Origin of the sequence: Curtobacterium pusillum, assembly GCF_007673235.1 — a bacterium.
Classification (GTDB): Bacteria; Actinomycetota; Actinomycetes; order Actinomycetales; family Microbacteriaceae; genus Curtobacterium; species Curtobacterium pusillum_C.
The window spans coordinates 346,121-368,063 of the sequence record NZ_VDZH01000005.1; the positions used below are offsets into that span (position 1 = coordinate 346,121).

The following is a 21,943-nucleotide window of genomic DNA, read 5'->3' on the forward strand; positions in this document are numbered from 1 at the left end:
GGCCGTCAGGCCGCGAAGCGCTCCACGCGCAGCACGCAGGAGAGCCCGCTCTCCGACGTGTCGATCGTGGTGTCCCAGTCCGTCGACGCGCCGGGGTCGACGGAGGCGACGTCGACCTCCTTCACGGCGCGGGTGTCCGACGCTCCCTTGAGCAGGGAGACGTAGATGCGGTAGCCCTGACCGGTCTTCTCGGGGTTCTTGACCGTCCCCGCGACGGCCCACGACGAGCCGGAGCGCTTGCACGAGGAGACCTGCACGTCCGACTTCGCGCCGACGAAGTCGCCGGACCCACCGGCGGGGGTCTGCACGTCGGTGATCGCCGGGCGCTCGGTGGCCGCCGCGGAGGACGACGCCGAGGCCTTCCCGTCGGGGCCGTCACCACCCGAGCAGCCGGCGAGGCCGACCCCGAGCGCGGCGACCCCGGCGAGCGCCAGGATCCGGACGGACAGGGAGCGCGTGGGGCGCAGGGTCATCGGTGTTCCTTCCTGGTGCGACGGCGGCTCCCGATGGCCGCCGTTGCGATGCCGAGCGCCACGAGGAGTGCGGCCACGGCGATTGCCGGCACGGGGTCGGACCCGGTGAACGCGAGGGCAGGGAGCCCCGCGGCCGGGTGGACCGCGATCCGGACGGTGTCGGGCACTGAGGTGATCGGTCCGTCTCCGGGCAGGGTCCCGGGCTGCGGCGTCCCGATCGCCGTCGCGCTGTTCTCGACGCTACCGGAAGCGCCGTCGGCCTGACCGACCACGTAGGTGGCGGTCGCCGTCACCCGCTGGCCGGGGGCGAGGACGCCCGCGGCGCCGGGCCACTGCCCGTAGACGACGTCGGAGAGCCCGGCGAGCCGGTCGTCGACGTGCACGCCGCGCAGGGTGACGGTGCCGGTGTTGACGAGCGTGAAGCCGTACTGCAGCTGCTGTCCCACGGCCCCGTCGGTCCCGGCGGCGTACTGCACGGTCTTGTCGATCGTGAGCGAGCCACGGCCCGCGACCGGCGCGGTGGCCGAGGACGCTCCGCTCGTGACGTCGGTGCCGCCCGGTGCGGTGCCGCCCACGGTCGCGGTGTTGACCACGCCGCCGGCGTCGACGTCCGCCTGGGTGATGCGGTAGCTCGCCGTGCCGGTCGCCTGCTCACCCGGGGCGAGCGCGCCTGGGGTGCCCGGCCAGGTCCAGCTGACGTCGGTGAGTCCGGCGAGCCCGTCGTCGAGGGTCACGTCGGTGATCGGCGTGGAGCCGTCGTTCGTCACGGTGAACGTGTAGTCCACGCGGTCCCCGACGGCGCCGGTCGCCCCGGCCGCGAGCACCCCGCGCTTGTCGAGCGTCAGGTGCGGTGCGTTCGGCAGGGAGACCCCGGCCTCCGAGGTGTCGGTGACGGTGGTGCCACCCGGTGCGGTGCCGACGACCGTCGCCGGCGAGGACAGCGATCCGGCGTCCACGTCGGCCTGGGTGACCACGACGGTCGCGTCGACCTCGACGGTCTCCCCGGGGAGGAGCACGCCCGGTTCACCCGGCCAGGCGTAGGCCATCGCGGAGACACCGGCCCCGGCGTCACGCACGGTGACGCCCCGGAGGGTGGTGTCGCCGCCGTTCGTGACGACGTAGTGGTACTGGACGGTGTCGCCCGCGGCGCCGGTCGCTCCCGGTGCCAGGGACGCGGTCTTCACGATCGAGATGCCGGTCGACGCGGTGTCCGTCGGGACCGTCGCTGCGCCGCCGCCGTCCACCACGACACCGTCCGGTGCCGTGCCGGTCGCCCGCGCGGTGTTCACGACCCCGCCGGCGTCGACATCCGCCTGGCCGACGGTGCTCGTGCCCGTGACCCGCGCGGTCTCGCCCGGCGCCAGGGTGCCCGAAGCGCCCGGCCACGCCGTGTCGGTGGTCCGGAAGCCGGCGAGGTCGTCGGTCACCGCGACCCCGGTGAGCGTGACGGTGCCGCTGTTCCGGACGTCGATCGTCCAGCGGAGCTCGGTGCCGCGGCCCGCGGTCGTGCCGGACGCGGGTGCGCCGGACTTCGTGACGGTGAGACCGGGGGTCCCGGTGACGGTCGTCGAGCCGTCGTCCGAGGCCCGCACGGTCGCCCCGGTCGGGCTCGTGCCGGTCGTGGTCGCCGTGCTCGAGACCGAACCACGGTCGACGTCCTGCTGGGTCAGCGTGTAGGTCGCCGTCGCCGTGGCGGTCTGCCCGGGCCGGAGGACTCCGGACCCGGCGGGCCAGTCGACCGAGATCGCGCCGAGGCCGGGCTGCCCGTCGGCGACGGTGACCCCGCGGAGCGTCGTGGCACCGGTGTTGGTGATCGTGAACGTGAAGGCGACCTGGTCGCCCGCGCGTCCCGTGGCACCGTCGGCGAGGCGCTGGGTCTTCACGATGTCGATGCCCGCGTCGGCCGCGGCGAGCGTCACGGTGGCGCTGCCCTCGGCCGAGACCGGCCCGCCCGTCGGCGGGTTGGCGGTCGCCGTCGCGGTGTTCACGACGCTGCCGGCGTCGACGTCGTCCTGCGTGACCGTGTACGCCGCGGTGGCGACGACGTCGGCCCCGGGGGCGAGCGTGCCGTCGAACGCGTCGGGGAACGTCAGCGCGCCGAGCCCCGGCAGCGGGTCGCTCGCGGCGACGTCGCGCAGGGTGGTGGTGCCGGTGTTCCGGATCGTCACGCGGTAGTCGACGGTGTCCCCGACGGAACCGGCCGCACCGTCGGCGAGCACGCCGTCCTTGGTGACGGTGAGCGCCGGGGCGCCGGGCAGCACGAGCGTCGCGTCCGCGTCGGCGGTGACGTCGGGGCCGTTCGGCGGGGTGCCCGTCGTGGTCGCGGTGCTGCCGAGGCTCCCGCGGTCGACGTCCACCTGGGTGAGCGTGTACGTCGCGGTCGCGGTGACGACCTGGCCCGGTGCGAGCACGCCCGCGGTCCCGGGCCAGTCGTACGACACGGTGCCCACGCCGTCCTGCGCGTCGGTGACCGTGACGCCGAAGAGCGTCGACGTGCCGCTGTTCGTCACCCGGTAGGTGAACGTCACGACGTCGCCGGCCCGCGGCGCGGTGTCGCCGTCCGGCAGCGCAGCGGTCTTCGTGATCCCGATGCGGGTGTCGGCGGGACCGGTCTCGACCGTCGCGGTGGCGTCGGCGGTGACGACGGCGCCGTCCGGAGCGGTACCGGACGCGGTGGCCGGGTTGGTGACGCGGCCAGCGTCGAACTGCGCCTGGGTGATCGTCGAGGTCGCCGTCGCGGTGACCGTCTGCCCGGGGGCGAGCACGCCGGGGGCGCCCGGCCAGGTGCCGAACACCACGTCGCCGGAGCCTGCCAGCTGCTGGGCGATCGCGGCCTGGTCGAGGGACACGGTGCCGGAGTTCGTCACGGTGTACGTCCACTGCACGGTGTCGCCGACGGCGCCGGTCGCGCCGGGTGCGAGCGCACCCTGCTCGGTGAGCTGCAGGGCCGGTCGCGCCGGGATGGTGACGGTCGCGGTGTCGGCAGCGTCGACGGTCGCGCCACCGGGTGCGGTGCCGGTCGCGGTGACCCGGGAGGCCTGGGTTCCCTCGTCGACGTCGGCCTGCGTGAGCACGTAGGTCGCGGAGGCGCGTGCGGACTCCCCGGGCGCGAGCACCCCGGTGGTCCCCGGCCAGGCGATCGTGACTGCGGACGTGCCGGTCTGCGCGTCGGCGAGTGTCACACCGCGGATGGTCGACGTGCCGGTGTTCGTCACGACGTACCCGAAGTCGACCGTGTCACCGGCCTTCCCGGTCGCGCCGTCGGTCAGGCTCGCGGTCTTCGTGACGGCGATCTGCTGGGTCGAGGCACGCAGCGCGACCGTCGCACTGTCCCGCTGCGGTCCGGGGTCGGTCACACCGGTCGGCACGGTGGCGTCGGCGGTCGCGGTGTTCACGACACTGCCGGCGTCGACGTCCGACTGCGCGACGGTCGAGCGTGCCGTCGCGGTCACCGACTGCCCGGGCAGGAGCTTCCCGGCGGTGCCGTTCGGCCACGTCCCGACGACGGGTGCGGAGACCCCGGGCAGGGCGTCCGCGACCGCGACGTCGGTGAGCGTGACGGTGCCGGTGTTCGTCACCCGGTACGTCCAGTCGATGCGGTCGCCCAGGTCGCCCTGTGCGCCGTCGGCCAGCACGCCGGTCTTGTCGAACGTCCACGAGCCGGTGCGGACGGTGTCCACGCCGCCGTCCGCCGTGGCGGTGACGACCTCGCCCGACGGGACGGTCGCCGTCGTCGTGGCGGTGCTCGCGATCGAGCCCCGGTCGACGTCCGCCTGTGTGAGCGTGTACGTGGCGGTCGCAGTGACGGACTGCCCGGGCGCGAGCGTGCCGACCGTACCGGGCCAGGTGCCGTAGGTGACGGTGCCGAGGCGCGCCTGGTCGTCGTCGAGCGTGACGCCGGTGAGCGTGCGGTTCCCGGGGTTCGAGACGGTGAACGTCAGCGTGACGGTGTCGCCCGCGACGCCCGTGCCCGAGGTCACGCGCTCGTCCTTCACGAGCGCGATCGCGTCGGACGGGTCCGCCGTGCGGATCGTCGCGCCGTCGGTCGCGGTCACCGGCGCTCCGGTCGGCGGGTTGCCGACGACGGTCGCCTGGTTGACGATGCTGCCGGCGTCGACGTCGGCCTGGGTGACCGTGTACGTCGCCGTCGCGGTCACGACGGCCCCCGGGGCGAGCGTGCCCGCGGTGCCCGGCCAGTCGGCGTCGATCGCGGAGAGCCCGGCGAGCCGGTCGGACGCCGTGATCCCGGTGAGGGTGACGGTGCCGGTGTTCTGCGCGCGGAACGAGTAGCGCACGGTGTCGCCGACCCGTCCGGTGCCGCCGTCGGTGTACGCGGCGGTCTTCGACAGCGTGATCGAGGGCGACGGGGCGATGGTCACCGAGCGGGTGTCGGCGTCGCTGACACCCGTGCCGCCGGGGGCGTTCCCCGTGGCCGTGACGGTGCTCGTCAGGGTGCCACGGTCGACCTCGGCCTGGGTGAGCACGTGGGATGCCGTCGCGGTGACGGTCTCCCCCGGTGCCAGGCGCCCGGTGGTGCCCGGCCAGGTCCCGTACACGACGGTGGACACGTCGGTCTGGTCGTCGCGGGCGGTGACGCCGGTCAGCGTGACGTTGCCGGTGTTCGTGATCGCGTAGGTGTACTCGACGCGGTCGCCGGCAACACCCGTGGAGCCGCTCGCGAGCGTCGCGGTCTTGACCACGCCGATGCGCGGGCCGGACGCGGCGGTCTCGACGGTGGTGCCGTCGGTCCCGGTCACGTCGGAGCCGTCGGGCGCACGCCCCACGACGGTCGCGGTGTTGGTGACCGCGCCGGCGTCGACGTCCGACTGCGTGATCGTGTACGTCGCCGAGGCGGTGACGGTCTGCCCCGGGGCGAGCACGCCGACCGCTCCCGGCCACTCGTCGACGGTCGGGTCGCTGAGGCCGGGCATGCGGTCGATCAGGTCGAGCAGCGTGACGGTCACGTTGCCGGTGTTCGTGGCGGTGAAGGTGTAGCGGATGCCCTCGCCCGCGGACCCGGTCGCACCGGGCGCGAGCCGACCCTGCTTGAGCAGGGTGAGCTCCGGAGCCTGAGCGAGGTCGACGCCGGCGGTGTCGGTGTCGCGCACCGTGCCTCCCGTCGGTGCCGTGCCGGTGGCGGTGGCGGCACTGGCGACGCGACCCGCGTCGAGGTCCGCCTGGGTGAGCGCGTACGTCGCGGTGGCCGTGACGGACTGTCCCGGAGCGAGCGTGCCCGCGGTGCCCGGCCACGTGCCGTACGTGACGGCGCTCGCGCCGGTCTGGGCGTCCGCGACCACGACACTCCGGAGCGTCTGGTTCCCGGTGTTCGTGATCGTGTAGCCGAGCCGGACCGTGTCCCCGACGGCGGGCGTACCGGTCGCGGCGAGCTGCTCGGTCTTCGTCAGGGCGATGGCCGGCGCACCGTCGTCCGTCCTGATCGTGGCGCTGTCGGACGCCGTGACGTCCGCACCTCGGGCCGGTGTCGCCGCGACGGTCGCCTGGTTGACGATCGCGCCGGCGTCGACGTCGGCCTGCGTGACCGTGTACCCGGCCGTCGCGGTGAGGGACTGTCCCGGTGCGAGCGAGCCGTCGCCGTTCGGGCCGGCCGCCACCGTGATGGTGCCGAGTCCGGTGAGGCGGTCCGTGACGCGCGCCGAGCCGAGGGTGACCTGGCCGGTGTTCGTGACGGTGAAGGTGTAGTGGACGGTGTCGCCGACGCGCCCCGTGCCGCCGTCGACGTACGCGGCGCGCTTGGTGACGCCGACGCCGGCCGCTGCGGTCAGCGCGACCGAGCCCTGCGCGGTGTCGCCGACGCGGTTGCCGGTCGGACCGGTGCCCGTGGTGGTCGCGGTGCTCGCGACGCTGCCGCGGTCCACGTCCGCCTGGGTCAGCGTGTAGGACGCAGTGGCTGTCACGGACTGTCCCGGGGCCAGGGTGCCGACGGCGGTCGGCCAGGTGCCGAAAGCGATGTCCGACAGCCCCGCCTGTGCGTCCGCGAGCTCGACGGCGGACAGCGTCGCCGTGCCGGTGTTCGTGATCGTGTACCCGAACCGCACGGTGTCGCCCGCGACGCCGGTCGCACCGGCGCCGAGCTGCTCGGTCTTGTCGAGCCGGATGCCGGGGACGGCCGTGGCGAGCGCGACGGTCGCGGCGTCGGACGCCGTGACGGAGTCACCCGTGGGCGTGCTGCCGGTGACGGTGGCGTCGTTCAGCACGCTGCCGGCGTCGACGTCGGCCTGGGTGACGCGGTACGTCGCCGTGCCGGTGACGGCCTGCCCGGGGGCCAGGCGTCCGGCGGCGGCCGGCCAGTCGGCGACCTCGACGTCGGACACCCCGGCGAGGACGTCGGAGACGGCGACCCCGGTGACGGTGACGTTGCCGGTGTTGGCGACGCGGAACGTGTAGCGGACGGTGTCGCCGACGGCCCCGGTCGAGCCGCCGAGGCTGCCCGTCTTGTCGATCGACAGGGCGCCGCGCGTCGCGACGGTCACGCCGCCGTCGTCGGACGCGGCGACGTCGGCGCCGCGGGGCGGGGTGCCGGTGGTCGTCGCCGTGCTCGCGATGCTGCCGCGGTCGACGTCCTGCTGCGTGAGCGTGTACGTGGCGTGGGCGACGACGGACTGCCCCGGCGCGAGGCGTCCGGCCGTGCCACCGGGCCAGGCGTCGAAGCGGACCGCCGAGACACCCTGCTGCGAGTCGGTGACCCCGACGCCGGTGAGCGTGACGTCGCCGGTGTTCGTGACCGTGAACGTCAGGTCGACGGTGTCGCCCGCGGCGCCGTCGCCCCGGTTCGTCTCGGTCTTCTGGATCCCGATGCCCGGTGCACCGGTCGTCGTGACGACGGTGCGTGTCCCCGAACCGGACACGGTCGTGCCAGCGGGGGTGGTGCCGGTCGTGGTCGCGGTGTTCGCGATCGACCCGGCGTCCACGTCGTCCTGCGTGACCGTGCGGTCCGCCGTGACGACGACCGCCTGGCCGGGCGACAGCGTGCCCGCGGTGGTGTTCGGCCACGTCGTGGTGGGGGTGCCGAGCCCGGCGAGCGGGTCGTCGACCGTCACGCTTGTGAGGGTGGTCTGCCCGGTGTTCGTCGCGGTGACGGTGTACCGGACGACGTCGCCGACCCGCACCGCACCGATGTCACCGGCGCCGACGACCGCGGCCGTCTTGCGCGTCGACACGGCCGAGGTCGGGTCGAGCACGACGCGGCCGTCGTCGGTCGCCGAGACCGCCGCACCGCTCCGTCGGTCGGTCGCGGTGGTGGTGGCGCCGCTGGACAGCGCGACGTGGTCGTCGGTGTCCGCCGCGGCACGGTCGACGTCCGCCTGGGTGAGCCGGTAGCTCGCGGTCGCGGTGACCGACTGCCCTGGGGCGAGCGTGCCGGTGGTGCCCGAGGGCCAGGCGCCGAACGTGATGCCGGACAGCCCCTGCTGCTCGTCGGTCAGTCCGACGCCCGTCAGTGTCGTCGTGCCGGTGTTCGTGATCGTGTACCCGAACCGCACGGTGTCGCCGGCGACCCCGGCGGACCCGTCGGCGACGGCCTCGGTCTTGTCGAGCGTGATCGTCGGGGCGCTCGCATCGACCGCGGTGGTGCTCGTGGCGGTCTTCGTGATCGCGGCTCCGGCCGGCGGGCTGGCGACGGCGTTCGCGGTGTTCACGACGCTGCCGGAGTCCACGTCCGCCTGGCTGATCGTGTACGCCGCCGTGGCGGTGGCGATCTCGCCGGGCGCGACGACGCCGGGGCGGGACGGGTCCGGCCACGTGTACGACAGCACACCGACGCCCTGCAGCTGGTCGGTCATCTGCAGCAGGTCGAGGGTGGTGTTGCCGGTGTTCCGCGCGGTGAGGGTGAACCGGAGGTCGTCGCCGACGCCCGCGCTGCTGCCCGTGGGCACGCCGGACTTCGTGAAGTCGAAGGTGTTCACCTGCGTGACGGGGACCGTTCGGTAGCTCGTCGCCGTGACGACCGCACCGCCGTTGGACGGGGCGCCGCGGGTCGTCGCCGGGCTGGTGACGTACCCGGCGTCGATGTCCGCCTGGGTCAGGGCGTGCACGGCGGTGGCGGTGACGGTCTGGCCCGGGGTGAGCGTGCCGGTGGTCCCGGACGGCCAGGTGCCGTACGTGACGGCGCCTGCGCCGGCATCGGTGACGCCCACACCGGTCAGGGTGAAGTCGCCCGTGTTCGTGACCGTGTACCGGAGGTCCACCGGGTCACCCGGCTTGGGCGCGCTGCCGGTGTCCCGGACGGACGCGTCCTTGACGATGCCGATCGCCGCGGTGTTGTCGGCGTCGGTGGCGATCGTGACGGTCGCGTCGCGGCTCGTGGTGGCGCCGGCGGGCGTGGTGCCGGTGACCGTCGCCGTGTTCGTGATCGCGCCGGCGTCGACGTCGGCCTGCGTCACGGTGTACCGCGCGGTGGCGCGGAGTCGTTCACCGGGGGCGAGGGAGCCGGCCGTGCCGCCGGACCACTCGAGGTCGCGGAGCTGCCCGGCGGCCGCCGCGTCGGCGACCGGGGTCGAGGTGCCGAGGCCGATGAGCTGGTCGCGCAGGGCGAGGCCGCTCAGGGTGACGGAGCCGGTGTTCGTCGCGAGGAACGAGAACACGACGGTGTCGCCGACCCGGCCGCTCTGCACGGCGCCGTCGGCGGACTGGCCGTAGCGGGCGGTCTTCGTCAGTGTCACGGCCGGGGTCGGCGTGATCGTGACGCCGTCGGTGGCGGTCGCGGTGACGCGGGTGCCGGCCGGGGTGGTGCCGAACGCGGTCGCCGCGGAGCGGATGCCGCCGGCGTCGACGTCGGACTGGCTGAGCGTGTACGTCGCGGTGGCGGTCGCGGAACGGCCGGGCGCGAGGGTGATGGTGGTGTCACCGTCGGCGAAGACGACGCTCGAGATCCCGCGCTGGGCGTCCTGCACGCCGACGACGGTGAGGGTCACGTTGCCGGTGTTCGTGACGACGTAGCGCATGTCGACCTGGTCGCCCGCGGTCGCTGCACGGGTCTTCGAGCCGTCGGCGTCGAAGGTCTCGGCCTTCGTGACGGCGAGCCCCGGTGCCGCGCTCGAGGTGGGGACGGTCGCGGCCGCGGTGGCGGACACGGTGGCCGGGTCGGTACCGGTCGGTGCGGTGCCGGTGACCGAGGAGGTGTCGACCAGGGCGCCGGCGTCGACGTCGGCCTGGGTGACGGTGGAGGTGGTGGTCGCGGTGACGGTCTGGCCGGGTGCGAGGGTGTTCGGCGCGTTCGGCCACGCGTACGTCACCGTGCCGCCGAGGGCGTGCACGACCTCGGGGATCGTCAGCGTGACGGTGCCGGTGTTCTTCGCCTGGTACGTCCACGTGACGACGGAGCCGACGCCGCCGGAACCGCTCGTGACGGACCCGGTCTCGGTGAGGGACACCGCCGGGGTGCGCTTCGTGCTCACCGAGCCGGTGTCGGTCGCCCGGACGGTGGTGCCACCAGGCGAGACGCCGGTCGTGGCGGCGTCGCTCGAGACGGTGCCGCCGTCGACGTCGGCCTGGGTGAGCGTGTAGGTCGCGGTGACGGTGACGGACTGCCCGACGCCGAGGGTCCCCGCGGTGCCGGACGGCCAGGTCCCGTAGGTGAACGCGGAGTGCCCGGACTGCTCGTCGGTGAGCGTCACGTTCGTCAGGGTCTGGTTGCCGCTGTTCGTGATCGTGTACCCGAGCCGGACGGTGTCGCCCGCGATGCCGGTGGCGCTCGTGGCGAGACGTTCGGTCTTCGCGAGCGAGATCGCCGGTGCGCCGGAGGCCGGGGTGACCGTGGCCGCGCCGGTCGCCCGGACGGTGCCGCCGGTGGGGGTCGTGGCCGTCGACGTCGCGGTGTTCACGATGCTGCCCGCGTCGATGTCCGACTGGGTGACGGCGTAGGTCGCCGTCCCGCGGACGGTCTGGCCCGGCGCGAGGGTGCCGGTGGTGCCGGACGGCCACGTGCCGAACGTGATCCCGGACAGGCCGGCGAGCTGGTCGCTCACGCCGACGCCCGTGAGCGTGGTGGTGCCGGTGTTCGCGACGTCGAAGCGGTACGTGACGGTGTCACCCGCGGCTCCGGTCCCACCGACGACGGCGCTCTTCGACACCGCGATGCCCGGCGCCGGCGCGATCGTCTGCGTGGCGGTCGCGGGGGTGGACACAGCGGTCCCCTGCGGCGTGGTACCGGACACGGTCGCACGGTTCGCCACGGTGCCGGCGTCGACGTCGGCCTGGGTCACCGTGTACGAGGCGGTCGCCGTGACGGACTGCCCCGGTGCGAGTCGTCCGGCGGCACCGGGCCACGTGTACGTCAGCGTCCCGAGCCCCGCGTGCGGGTCGGTGATCGTGACGCCGGTCAGGGTCTGGTTGCCGGAGTTCGTGGCGCGGAACGTGTAGTCCAGCGTGTCGCCCGCGCGGCCGGTGTACCCGGTGCCCGTCGCGACCGACTTGGTGAACCCGAGCGCCGGCGACCCGGTGAGCGGGATCGTGCCGGAGCCCTGCGCCGTGGCGGTCGAGGTACCAGACGGCCCGGAACCGGTCGCCGTCGCGGTGTTCGTCACCGACCCGGCGTCGAGGTCGGTCTGGGACACGGTGCCGGTCGCCGTCGCGGTGGCGGTCTGCCCCGGGGCCAGTGTGCCGGCGGCTCCCGGCCACGAGTACGTCAGCCCGGACAGCCCGGCGAGCGAGTCCGTGGCCCCGACCGCGGTCAGGGTGGTCGTCCCGGTGTTCGTGATGCGCAGGGTCCAGGTGGTGCGGTCGCCCGCGGTGCCCGTCGACCCGGCGTCGAGTGCACCGGACTTCGCGACGCTGATCGCGACGGTCCGGTCCACGGACACCGACGCCGCGGTCGCCTGCGACACGACGGTGTTGCCCGGCGTGGTCCCCGCGATGGTCGCGGTGTTCCGGACGGTCCCGGCGTCCACCTGCGCCTGGGTCAGCGTCGAGGTCGCGGTGGCCGTGACGGTCTGCCCCGGTGCCAGGCGGCCCGTCGTCCCCGGCCACGAGTACGTGATCGCCGACAGGCCGGCGAGCTGGTCGGTGATCGCGACGCCCGTGAGCGTGACGTTGCCGGTGTTCCGGGCGCTGAACGTCCAGTTCACGGTGCCGCCGGCCGCCGGTGAACCCGACCCCGCCACGGCACCCGTCTTCGTGAACGTCAGGGCGCCGGACGACGGCACGGGCAGGGTGTTCGGACTGGTCGCCGAGACGGACCCCTGCGCGGGCGTCGTCGCGGTGGCGCGCGCCGTGTTCACCACGCTGCCGGCGTCGACGTCGGCCTGGGTCAGCGTGTAGGTCGCGGTGGCCGTGACGGTCTGGCCCGGGGCGAGGGTGCCCGCGGTGCCGGACGGCCACGTGCCGTACGCCGGCGTGGAGACGCCGGCGAGCGCGTCGCCGATGCTCACGGCGGTGAGGGTCTGGTTGCCGGTGTTGCGCGCCGTGAAGGTGTAGTTCACGGTGTCACCGGCACGACCGGTCGCTCCCGACGCGAGTGCGCCGGTCTTCGACACGGCGATCCCCGGCGTCGCGGGCACGGTCGTCCGCGCGGTGGCGGCGTTCGTCGCGGTGCTGCCGTTCGGCGCGGTGCCGGTCGCCGTCGCGGTGTTCTGGACGAACCCGGCGTCGACGTCCTTCTGGGTCAGCTTGTAGGTCGCCGTCCCCGAGGCGCTCTGGCCGGGGGTGAGCCGCCCGGCGGTGCCCGGCCACGCGTACGTGATCGTCGACAGCCCGGTGAGCGGGTCGGCGACGGTCACGCCGGTGAGGGTGGTGTTGCCGGAGTTCCGGACCGTGAACGTGTAGTTCACGGTGTCCCCGACGGCACCGGTCGCCCCGGACGCCAGCGCGCCGGTCTTGGCGATCGCGATGCCGGGTGCGCGGGACACCGCGACGGTGGCGGAGGCCGTCGACGACGCGGGCTGGCCGGAGCCGTCGGCACGGGTGTTGCCCGCACCGGTCGCCGTGTTCACCACGCTGCCGGCGTCGACGTCGGCCTGGGTGAGGGTGTACGTCGCCGTCGCGGTGACGGTCTGGTTCGGGTCGAGCTGCCCGGTGGTCCCCGGCCAGCTGTACGTCAGCGCGGAGATCCCGCTCAGCCCGTCGGCGATCGCGACGCCGTACAGCGTGGTGTTGCCGGTGTTCGTGGCGCTGAACTGCCAGTTCACGGTGTCGCCGACCTTGCCGGTGGCACCGGTCGCGAGCGCGCCGGTCTTCGTCAGCGCGATCTTCTGCGCGGCCGCGATGTTGACGGTCTTCGAGGTCTGCCCGCTCGTCACGGCGGTACCGGACGGGTTCGTGCCGTTCGCGGTCGCCGTGTTCGTGATCGACCCGGCGTTCACCTGCGCCTGCGTGAGCGTCGAGGTGGCGGTCGCGGTGACGGACTGGCCCGGCGCGAGCTTGCCGGTCGTGCCGGAGGCCCAGCTGCCGTACGTGATCGCTGAGATCCCGGCGAGCGGGTCGGCGATGGTCACGCCGGTGAGGGTGCGGTTGCCCGCGTTCGTGACGGTGAAGGTCCAGTTGACGGTGTCCCCGGCCCGCCCGGTCGCGCCGGACGCCAGGCTCCCCTCCTTGACGACGGTCAGACTGGAGGCATCGGTCACCGCCACGGTCGCCGTCGCGTCCGGCGCGGTGACGGTGCCGCCGGTGGCGCCCCGTGCTGCGGCTCCGGCGGTGTTCACGACGCTGCCCGCGTCGACGTCGGTCTGGGTGAGGGCGTAGGTCGCGGTGGCGGTCACGGCCTGCCCCGGCGCGAGCGTGCCGCTCGTGCCGGACGGCCAGGTGCCGTAGGTCAGCGCGGAGACACCGGTGAGCCGGTCGGTGATCGACGCGGTGGTCACGGTCTGGTTGCCGGTGTTGCGCAGGGTGAACGACCAGTTCACGGTGTCGCCGGCCTTGCCCGTGGACCCGGCGGCGACGGCGCCGCTCTTCGTCAGGACGAGCGCGTTGGCGGCGGGGACCGCGACGGTGGCCGTGGCGGTGGGCGCCGTGACGGTGCTGCCGGTGGCGCTCCGTCCGGCGGCGGTGGCGGTGTTCGTCAGCGTGCCGGCGTCGACCTGCGCCTGGGTGAGCGTCGAGGTGGCGGTCGCGGTGACGGTCTGGCCGGGGGCGAGCCGACCGGTGGTGCCCGACGGCCAGGTGCCGTAGGTGATGGCCGAGACGCCAGCGAGCTGGTCGGTGATCGCGGCCCCGGTGATGGTCTGCGCGCCGGAGTTCGTCAGGCGGAAGGTCCAGTTCACGGTGTCGCCGACCCGGCCGGTGCTGCCGGAGGCCAGGGCGCCGGCCTTCGTCAGGGTGAGGGCGTTCGCGGCCGTCAGCGGCTGGGTGCGGGACGCGGTCGCGCTGGGCTTCGGGCCGCCGTCCGGGTCGGTGCCGGTGACGGTGGCGGTGTTCGCGACGGACCCGGCGTCGACGTCGGTCTGCGTCAGCGTGTAGGTCGCGGTGGCCGTGACGGCCTGGCCGGGCTGGAGCGTGCCGCTCGTGCCGGACGGCCAGGTGCCGTAGGTGAGTGCGGAGAGCCCGGACAGCGGGTCGGTGATCGCGACGCCGGTGAGCGGGGAGGTGCCGTTGTTCGTGGCGGTGAACGTGTAGTTCACGGTGTCGCCCGCCTTGCCGGTCGCACCGGAGGCGAGGGCGGAGGTCTTCGTCAGTGCGAGCGACGACAGGTACGTGTTCGTCGCGTTGGTGTCGGTGACGGTGATCGTCGGGTCGCTGGTGACCTGGCCGGTCGCGGTCACCGAGCTCGTGGTGGACGCCGCGGTGGGCGGCGGACCAGTGCACCGGACGGTGGCGGTCGCTCCGGAGGCCAGTGGCCCGGCGATCGTCGTCGACGGCGTGCAGGTCTCCGTGTCCGGGAACGTCAGCTGGATGTTCGACAGCGACACCGAACCGTTGTTCGTCACGGTGATCGTGAACGCCGTGTTCTCGGTCGCGGTCCGGTACTGGTCGTTCGCGGAGCCGTCCAGGGTCTTCACCACGCTGAGCGCCGCCGTCGGCACGGACAGCACGGCGTTCTGCAGCAGGTAGGAGTCACCGCTCGTGCCGACCGTGAGCGTCATCGACGTGTCGCCCTTGTCGACGCCGCTCAGGGTCTGGGTGTGCACGTCGACGCTCTGGTTCGTGAACGTCGACGTGTCGCTCGTCTGCGTGTACCGCACCGAGCCGTCCGCCTGCCCGACGCCGATGTTGCCGGAGGCGTTCTTCGTGTTGAGCACCTCGGTGGGACTGCCGCCCTGCGGGGTGTACCGCATGTAGTCGCCGGTGATGCCCCGGTCGCCCTCGTACAGCGTGTAGCCGAACTTCACACCGGCCTGCAGTGCCGAGAACCCGGTGAAGTTGACGGTGAGCGGGCTGTCCGACGCGGCCTCGCGCACGTGGCCCTGGTAGTAGATGACCCGGTGCGGTGCGCTCGCGGCGTTGCCCGGGATGTACTTGCCGTAGTCGTAGACGACCGTGAGCGACCAGCCCGCGTAGCAGCCGGCGCCGACCGCGGCCCAGATGTTGCCGGCGCTGATGTTCAGCGCCGACCCGGTGGTGGCGTTCGCGAACGCACTCGTGACGTCGGCGGAGGCCGAGTAGTACAGGGCACTCGCCTGGGACGACGGGTCCTCGAGCAGGGCCTGCGGGGCGACGGTCTGGATCGCGCCGGAGCCGACCTTGAACTGGACGCCCTGGGTCCGGTAGCCGGCGGCGGCGTCCGGCCGGGTGGCGTACCACTGTGAGCCGTTCGCCGAGTTGCCCGAGCAGGTCACGTTGCCCGCGCCGGTGAACACGCCCGTGTTGGCGCTCCAGTCGAGGTAGGCCTTCGCGACCGTGGCGCCGGCCGGGATCGTCAGCGCCCCGGTCGACGAGTTCGTGGTGAAGCCGGAGGCGGTGTTCGAGTTCACCATCTTGAAGTAGTCGTTGTACGACGTGGTGACGCCCGTGCCGGGGTTGTTCGCGTGCAGGTCCGTGCAGCTGCCGCTGGTGTTCGTCGCGGTGAGCGCCGAGCCGGTGCAGGCGAGCACGCCGTTGCCCGTCATCGTGAAGTCGCCGTTGACGGTCGCCTGGTAGTTCGGCGACTGGTCCGAGCCGGTGCCCCACTGCACGACGGCGGCCTGGGCGACCCCCTCGGTGCCGAGCGCGACGCCGGCGGTGGGGATGAGCACGGCGAGCGCCATCGCGATCCCACGGAACCAACGGGGACGAGCGATGGTCTCCGCGCGGTGGCGGGGACGGGGTGCGAGCAGCAAGCAGTGACCTTCCGGGCACGACGAACAGACCCTTGGGAGTGGTCGGGTCCACGCTGCCGGGTGGGATCAGGGATGTGACGACCGCCTCACAGGTCGTCCTGTCGATCATCTGTCGTGTTGTGGACAGGCGTTGTCCAAACGAGTGTTTTTCACCCTGCGGTTCACCCCGTTCGGGGGACAGCCCGGGCGCGCCGCCGACGGGTCAGGGCAGCTCGGCGTGCTGGACGACCCAGCTGTGCATCACGATCGCCGCGGCAGCCGAGGCGTTGATGCTCCGCGTCGACCCGAACTGCGTGATCTCGAGGTGCCCGTCCGCTCCGGCGACGGCCTCGTCCGTGAGCCCGGGCCCCTCCTGCCCGAACAGGAACACGCACCGCTCCGGGATCGGCGCCGTCTCGATGCGTGACGCCCCGGGGGTGTTGTCGATCGCGATCACCGGGCGACCCTCCGCACGCATCGCCTCGAGGAACGACGACACGTCGGGGTGGTACCGCACGTGCTGGTACCGGTCGGTGACCATCGCACCGCGCTTGTTCCACCGTCGGCGCCCGATGATGTGCACCGTCCCCGCGAGGAACGCGTTGGCACTCCGGACGATCGACCCGATGTTGAGGTCGTGCTGCCAGTTCTCGATCGCCACGTCGAACGCGTGCCGGTGCGTGTCGAGCTCGGCGACGATCGCGTCCATCGACCAGTACCGGAACCGGTCGACGACGTTGCGGGTGTCCCCGTTCGCCAGCAACTCCGGGTCGAGCCTCGGGTCGTCCGGCCACGGCTCGGGGTGCGGCCCCACCCCGTGGGTGGTCGCCTCGTGCGTGGGCTGCGGCTCCGGCGCGTCACCGGGATCGGTCGGGAGGCGCTGGGTCACGTCCCCAGCGTACGGCGCGCCCGCCACGCGCACCGTCGCACCGTGCGAGGGTCGGCACGACCGGCTGGCACGACCCGTCAGCGGACGCGGGACTCGATCCCCGCGATGAGCACGTCGAGACCCAGCGCGAACCGGGCGTCGTACGAGTGCTCGCCGAGGAGCTCCCCCACGAGCGCGTGCCGCTCCGGACGCCCGGCCTCGGCCGAGCCCCGGCCCACCTGCACACCGGTGTGCCCGACCACGAAGTCGTACACGACGAAGAACGCGTACATCGCCTCGGCGTCGGACAGGCCGGCGGACCGGAGCGCACCGACGACCTTCGCCACGACGGCGTCGGACTCGGTCGACACCAGGGCGCCCCGGCGGCTGTGCGACTCGAGCACGAGGGGGTGCGTCAGCATGAGGTCGCGGAACGTCGTCGCGAAGACCCGCACCACGGCGTGCCACTCGTCCGGCCACACGAACGTCGCGGTGAACTCGTCGACGGTGCGCCGCACGAGTTCGGCGTGCAGGTCGTCGAGGCCGCCGATGGTCCGGTGCACGGTCATCGGTGCGACGCCGAGCCGGACACCGAGCGCACGGAACGACAGCCGGTCGAGGCCGTCCTCGTTCGCGATGGCGGTGGCGGCGTCGATCACCTGCTCGCGGCTGAGCACGTTGGGACGGCCACGGCGTCGTCGCGGGGTCACCTCGGCCTGCTCCGGCGCCGCAGCGGGCCGGGGTGTGACGGTCGGGGTTCCGGGTTCGACGAGCACGGTGGATCTCCTTGTTTCAGTACGTGTCCCGAAAAGCCTAGGGCAAAGCCGACCGGCGTTCGGTGTCTCGACCATCTCGGGTCCGTGACCGGCGCGCAAGAGCCGATCCGTGCCTCCCGGCCTTCTCATGGCCAGCGCCGAGCCGGGCCGTCACCGCCGCCCAGTAGGGTGAGGACCATGGCAACCCGCGACGAGGTCGAGTGCTGGCTGACCGACATGGACGGCGTGCTCGTGCACGAGAACCAGGCGCTCCCCGGGGCGCCCGAGCTGATCCAGCAGTGGCTCGACGAGGGCACGGAGTTCCTCGTCCTGACGAACAACTCGATCTTCACCCCGCGCGACCTCAGCGCCCGCCTCCGGTGGTCCGGCATCGACGTGCCCGAGGACCGTATCTGGACGAGCGCACTCGCCACGGCGGACTTCTGCAAGTCCCAGATGCCGGGCGGCTCCGCGTTCGTGATCGGCGAAGCGGGCATGACCACGGCGCTGCACGAGGCCGGCTTCATCATGACCGAGACCGCACCCGACTACGTCGTCGTCGGCGAGACCCGGAACTACTCGTTCGAGGCGATCACCAAGGCCGTCCGCCTCATCCGCGATGGTGCTCGCTTCATCGTCACCAACCCGGACGCGACCGGCCCGAGCGCCGAGGGCGTGCTGCCCGCGACGGGAGCGATCGCCGCGATGATCGAGAAGGCCACCGGCAAGCAGCCGTACGTGGTCGGCAAGCCGAACCCGATGATGTTCCGCTCGGCGATGAACCGGATCGGCGCGCACTCCGAGAACACCGGCATGATCGGCGACCGGATGGACACCGACGTCCAGGCCGGCATCGAGGCCGGGCTCCACACCGTCCTCGTGATGACCGGCATCAGCGACCAGGCCGAGATCGACCGCTACCCGTTCCGCCCGAGCGAGGTCATCTCCGGCGTGCACGAACTCGTCCGCACGGAGCCCATCGAAGTCGAGATGTAGTCGTGCAGTGGGACCCGGCCCGCTACGCGGCCTTCAGCGACGAGCGGTCGCGTCCGTTCCACGATCTGGTCGCCCAGGTCGGCCTGGAGGCTCCACGTCGCGTCGTCGACCTCGGCTGCGGTCCCGGGACCCTCACCGCCACGTTGGCAGCGCGGTGGCCCTCCGCGTCGGTGGTCGGGATCGACAGCTCGGCGGAGATGCTCGCGTCGGCACCGGGCGGCGCGGGGTTGTCGTTCGAGCTGGGCTCGATCGAGGACTGGACGCCTGGCCCCACGGACGACGTCGTCGTGACGAACGCGGCGCTGCAGTGGGTGCCGTCGCACGCGTCCGTGCTGCCCCGGTGGCTCGACGCGATGCCGTCAGGGTCGTGGTTCGCGATGCAGGTGCCGGGCAACTTCGGGTCGCCGTCGCACGCGCTCATGCGGTCCGTCGCCGCCGACGGCCCGTGGGCCTCCGCGCTCGACGGGGTGCTCCGCGCGGACCCGGTGCTCGACCCCGCGGGCTACCTCGGCATCATGCTCGACGGCGGGTTCGAGGCACGCGCGTGGGAGACCACGTACGCGCAGCTCCTGCCCGGCGAGGACCCGGTCTTGGCCTGGGTGCGCGGGACCGGGCTCCGTCCGGCGCTGCAGGCGCTCGATGCCGCTGACCCGTCCGGCGAACTGACGGCGGCGTACGAGGCTCGCTACGCCGCCGCCCTGCGCGAGGCGTACCCGGCGAGCACCCACGGCACGGTGTACCCGTTCCGCCGGGTCTTCGCCGTCGGCCGCAAGCCCTGAGGCGCGTCGGCACGATCGCGTTCCGGCGCACGTGGCCGCACCCGCGGGAGCGGGGGCACCGCGCCCGCGGGTGCACGGCTCAGTCGCGCACCGCGGCCGCCACGAGCTCGGCTGCCGCTGCGTGTCCACGCTCGTTCGGGTGCACCAGCGTGTTCGATCCGTCAGCCCCCTGGAGGCCCTCGATCCACCGTGTCGCCGGGTCGGCACAGACGTCCTCACCCTCGTTGGCGGACGCGAGGTCGACGTACTCGGCGCCGTGCACCACGGCGAGCGCTGACTGCAAGGTGTTGAGCCGTTCCTCGACGAGCCGGAAGAACGGCAGGTCTGCGCGGGTGGTGAACGAGAACTGCGTCGAGGACTTCCACGTGCAGGTCTGCGGGTCCGCCGGGGCGAGCTGCGGGTACCCGACCACGACGACCTGAGCGTTCGGAGCAGCCCGCCGGACGTCGGCGAGCATGCGTCCGTACTCCTCGCCCACCGCGGCGAGCCGGGCCTCCAGGTCGGACCCGATGGACCCGGAGCCGACGTCCGCCCCGTAGGCGCTGGTGCACGGCGCACCGGGCTTCTCGACGGCTCCGATCCCGAGGACGAGGCACCGTTCGAGCAGTTCGCCGAATCCCATCGAGTTGCCGCCGAGGCCGATCGTGACCACCTCCGTCCGGTCGGAGAGCGCCTCGATCTGCGGCGCGACGGCCTCGCCACCGCCGGCTGGCGTCTGCGGGTCCCAGACGTTGCTGGTCTCGGCGGCGACGCACGACACGTTGACCAGCTCCAAGTCGGGCCGTGCCGCTCGGTGCGCGAGGACCGGGTAGGACCCACTCGTCCGCATGCAGCCGTCCTCCGGCTCGAGCTGCTCCCCGGCGAAGAAACCCGCCGTGTAGGAATCGCCGAGGACCGCCCACTGGCCGCCCTCCGCCGTTGCGGCGCTCGCCGGCGCGATCCCGACCGTTGCGGTGATCACCAGTGCCGTTGCGAGGCTCGCCGTGGTCATCCCGAAGGTCCTGTTCGTCGTCTGTCGCATCGTTCCCTCCTCCGCACCACTCCAATGTGATGCTTGACATGTTGAGTTTTTTACCGGTTCACTGCAACCATGTCAACGAAGACCTTCATCTCCTTCGCGCTCCCCACAGCCCTCGTGCTCGCGACCGCCGCCCCGGCAAGCGCGCACGGCCTGGGTGCCACCGCCCCGACTGCCGACGACGGCATTCCGCGCGGTGCCGTCGTGTCCGCCGTACCGCTCGCAGCGGACTGGGTGCCGGCGAACGCCGCGACGTCGACGCGCATCGAGTACCTGACCTCCGACGTCCACGGTCGCGCGGCACTCAGCAGCGGCCTCGTGTACACCCCGGAGGGCTCGCCGCCACCGGGCGGTTGGCCGGTGGTCTCCTGGGCACACGGGACGCAGGGCATCGCGGACGCCTGCGCTCCGTCGGTCAGCGGCCCCTACGACCGGGACCGCGACGTGGCGTACCTCGAGCACTGGCTCGGTCGAGGGTACGCGATCGCCGCGAGCGACTACGCCGGCCTGGGCACCGCCGGAGAGCACGCGTACCTCGACGCAGCTTCGGTGGCCCACAACGTCGTCGACATGGTGACGGCCGCGCACAACACCACCGATCGGACGCCGACACCGGACGACGACCTGGCCTCCGCGTGGGTCTCGGTCGGTCACTCCCAGGGAGCGGGAGCGGCGGTCGCGGCCGGTCGGTGGGCCACGTCGTTCGGGGGCCCTGACCTGGCGTTCCGCGGCACGGTCGGCACCGGCACACCCGCGCGGATCGCCGAGAGCATCCTGCCGCTCGGCCCGGGCAACCCCGCCGAGCCGGTCGACCCGCACGTCACGGCCTACGTCACGTACATGCTCAACGGCATCCGCCTCGTCGCGCCACAGCTCGACGCCGTCCTCGGTGAGACCGGCCGCGAGGCGCTCCGACTCGGCCGCGAACAGTGCCTCGCCGAACTCAGCGCGTCGCTCGAGGACGTCCCCCTCGGTTCGTTCTTCGAGCAGCCGCTCGCCTCGGACCCCTCGCTCGTGACGGCCGTCAGGTCGTACCTCGCCATGCCGGAATCCGGCTTCGACCGACCTGTACTGCTCGCGCACGGAACGGCCGACGTCGACGTCCCCTACGCGGTGACCGCTGCGTGGGCAGCAGACCTCGTCGAGGCCGGGGAACCCGTCCGCTTCCGGTCGCTGCCCGGTGTCTCGCACGCCGACACGATCGCGGCCGCGCTCGAGGACACGACAGCGTTCGTGGACGCCGCGCTCGGGCACCAGTGACCATCCCACCCACCAACAGATCGGAGACAACGATGACCATCCGGACCACCATCGGCATCCTGGCGGCAGCCGCGCTCGTCGGCCTCACGAACACTCCTGCGTCCGCGGTCACCGCGGCGGCGGCCGACTCGACCTCGCACCGTGATCCCGGGGCTCCTGGCTGCACGGCGGAAGCACTCGCCGCCGACCACGCCGCGGGGACGGTCGTCTGGCGGATCGCGTGCACCGAGCGGCGTTGGGTCACCGTCGACGCGACGGCCTTCGCCGGCACCCCGGACGACCACGTCATCGTCGACGAGCAGCAGGACGGTCGCTGGGTCGACGCCGGACAGGACTGGGTCGGCCTGCTGACCTTCGATACGGCCGGGGTCGACCAGATCCGGGCGCAGGCCGTGACAAAGATCAACCCCTCGGACTCGACCGAGCCCCCGGCGCTCATCGGTGGGACGACCGGCTGACGGTGCCGTTCCGTCCGCGGCGTCGGGGCCGCTGCGGCGTCGGGGCCGCGGCGGCGTCGCGCCCCGTTCCGGACATCGCGCCCGCGCACACCGGGGTGCGATGTCCGCAGCGGGGCGCGGAGCCTGCCGGTGGGACCGGGTCGCGGCCACGTGC

Annotated in this window: 9 protein-coding genes; 4 read left to right on the forward strand and 5 right to left on the reverse strand. The window is 73.3% G+C overall.

The features are described 5' to 3' along the window. Positions 1–5: 5 nt before the first annotated feature. The 4 genes from FS532_RS15535 to FS532_RS15550 all read right to left on the reverse strand — a co-directional run bounded on the left by FS532_RS15535 (position 6) and on the right by FS532_RS15550 (position 17,299). Positions 6–473 carry a hypothetical protein gene (locus tag FS532_RS15535; protein WP_144756330.1) on the reverse strand — a complete coding sequence of 156 codons (468 nt, stop codon included), beginning with the start codon at positions 471–473 and terminating at the stop codon, positions 6–8. Continuing rightward, positions 470–15,676, reverse strand: a complete 15,207-nt coding sequence (locus tag FS532_RS15540) for a DUF7507 domain-containing protein (protein ID WP_144756332.1) — start codon at positions 15,674–15,676, stop codon at positions 470–472. The genes FS532_RS15535 and FS532_RS15540 overlap by 4 nt, the downstream gene beginning before the upstream one ends. A gap of 202 nt (positions 15,677–15,878) precedes the next feature. Further along, positions 15,879–16,544: a TrmH family RNA methyltransferase gene (locus FS532_RS15545; protein ID WP_144756334.1), complete on the reverse strand. Its 666-nt coding sequence runs from the start codon at positions 16,542–16,544 to the stop codon at positions 15,879–15,881. A gap of 77 nt (positions 16,545–16,621) precedes the next feature. Continuing rightward, positions 16,622–17,299: a TetR/AcrR family transcriptional regulator gene (locus FS532_RS15550; protein WP_186322080.1), complete on the reverse strand. Its 678-nt coding sequence runs from the start codon at positions 17,297–17,299 to the stop codon at positions 16,622–16,624. 177 nt (positions 17,300–17,476) lie between these two features. Between FS532_RS15550 and FS532_RS15555 the strand changes: the two genes are divergently transcribed. Then, complete coding sequence (locus tag FS532_RS15555) at positions 17,477–18,274, forward strand: HAD-IIA family hydrolase (RefSeq protein WP_144756338.1); 798 nt, start codon at positions 17,477–17,479, stop codon at positions 18,272–18,274. 2 nt (positions 18,275–18,276) lie between these two features. Further along, entirely contained in the window at positions 18,277–19,053 is a 777-nt protein-coding gene (locus FS532_RS15560; RefSeq protein ID WP_144756340.1) for a trans-aconitate 2-methyltransferase, read from the forward strand. A gap of 79 nt (positions 19,054–19,132) precedes the next feature. Here the strand turns inward: FS532_RS15560 and FS532_RS15565 are convergent, their stop codons facing one another. Then, on the reverse strand, positions 19,133–20,074 hold the full coding sequence (locus tag FS532_RS15565) for an SGNH/GDSL hydrolase family protein (RefSeq protein WP_144756342.1): 942 nt from the start codon (positions 20,072–20,074) through the stop codon (positions 19,133–19,135). A gap of 69 nt (positions 20,075–20,143) precedes the next feature. Between FS532_RS15565 and FS532_RS15570 the strand changes: the two genes are divergently transcribed. Further along, entirely contained in the window at positions 20,144–21,331 is a 1,188-nt protein-coding gene (locus tag FS532_RS15570; RefSeq protein ID WP_144756344.1) for a prolyl oligopeptidase family serine peptidase, read from the forward strand. Positions 21,332–21,363: 32 nt separating this feature from the next. Continuing rightward, a complete protein-coding gene (locus tag FS532_RS15575; RefSeq protein WP_144756346.1) occupies positions 21,364–21,789 on the forward strand; it encodes a hypothetical protein in 426 nt (141 codons plus the stop codon). The last annotated feature ends 154 nt before the right edge of the window (positions 21,790–21,943 follow it).

What these genes read in the sequence shown, in the direction of transcription:
- FS532_RS15535 (WP_144756330.1), bottom strand. Translation starts at nt 473, where the DNA reads ATGACCCTGCGCCCCACGCGCTCCCTGTCCGTCCGGATCCTGGCGCTC.
- FS532_RS15575 (WP_144756346.1), top strand. Translation starts at nt 21,364, where the DNA reads ATGACCATCCGGACCACCATCGGCATCCTGGCGGCAGCCGCGCTCGTC.
- FS532_RS15555 (WP_144756338.1), top strand. Translation starts at nt 17,477, where the DNA reads ATGGCAACCCGCGACGAGGTCGAGTGCTGGCTGACCGACATGGACGGC.
- FS532_RS15570 (WP_144756344.1), top strand. Translation starts at nt 20,144, where the DNA reads ATGTCAACGAAGACCTTCATCTCCTTCGCGCTCCCCACAGCCCTCGTG.
- FS532_RS15565 (WP_144756342.1), bottom strand. Translation starts at nt 20,074, where the DNA reads ATGCGACAGACGACGAACAGGACCTTCGGGATGACCACGGCGAGCCTC.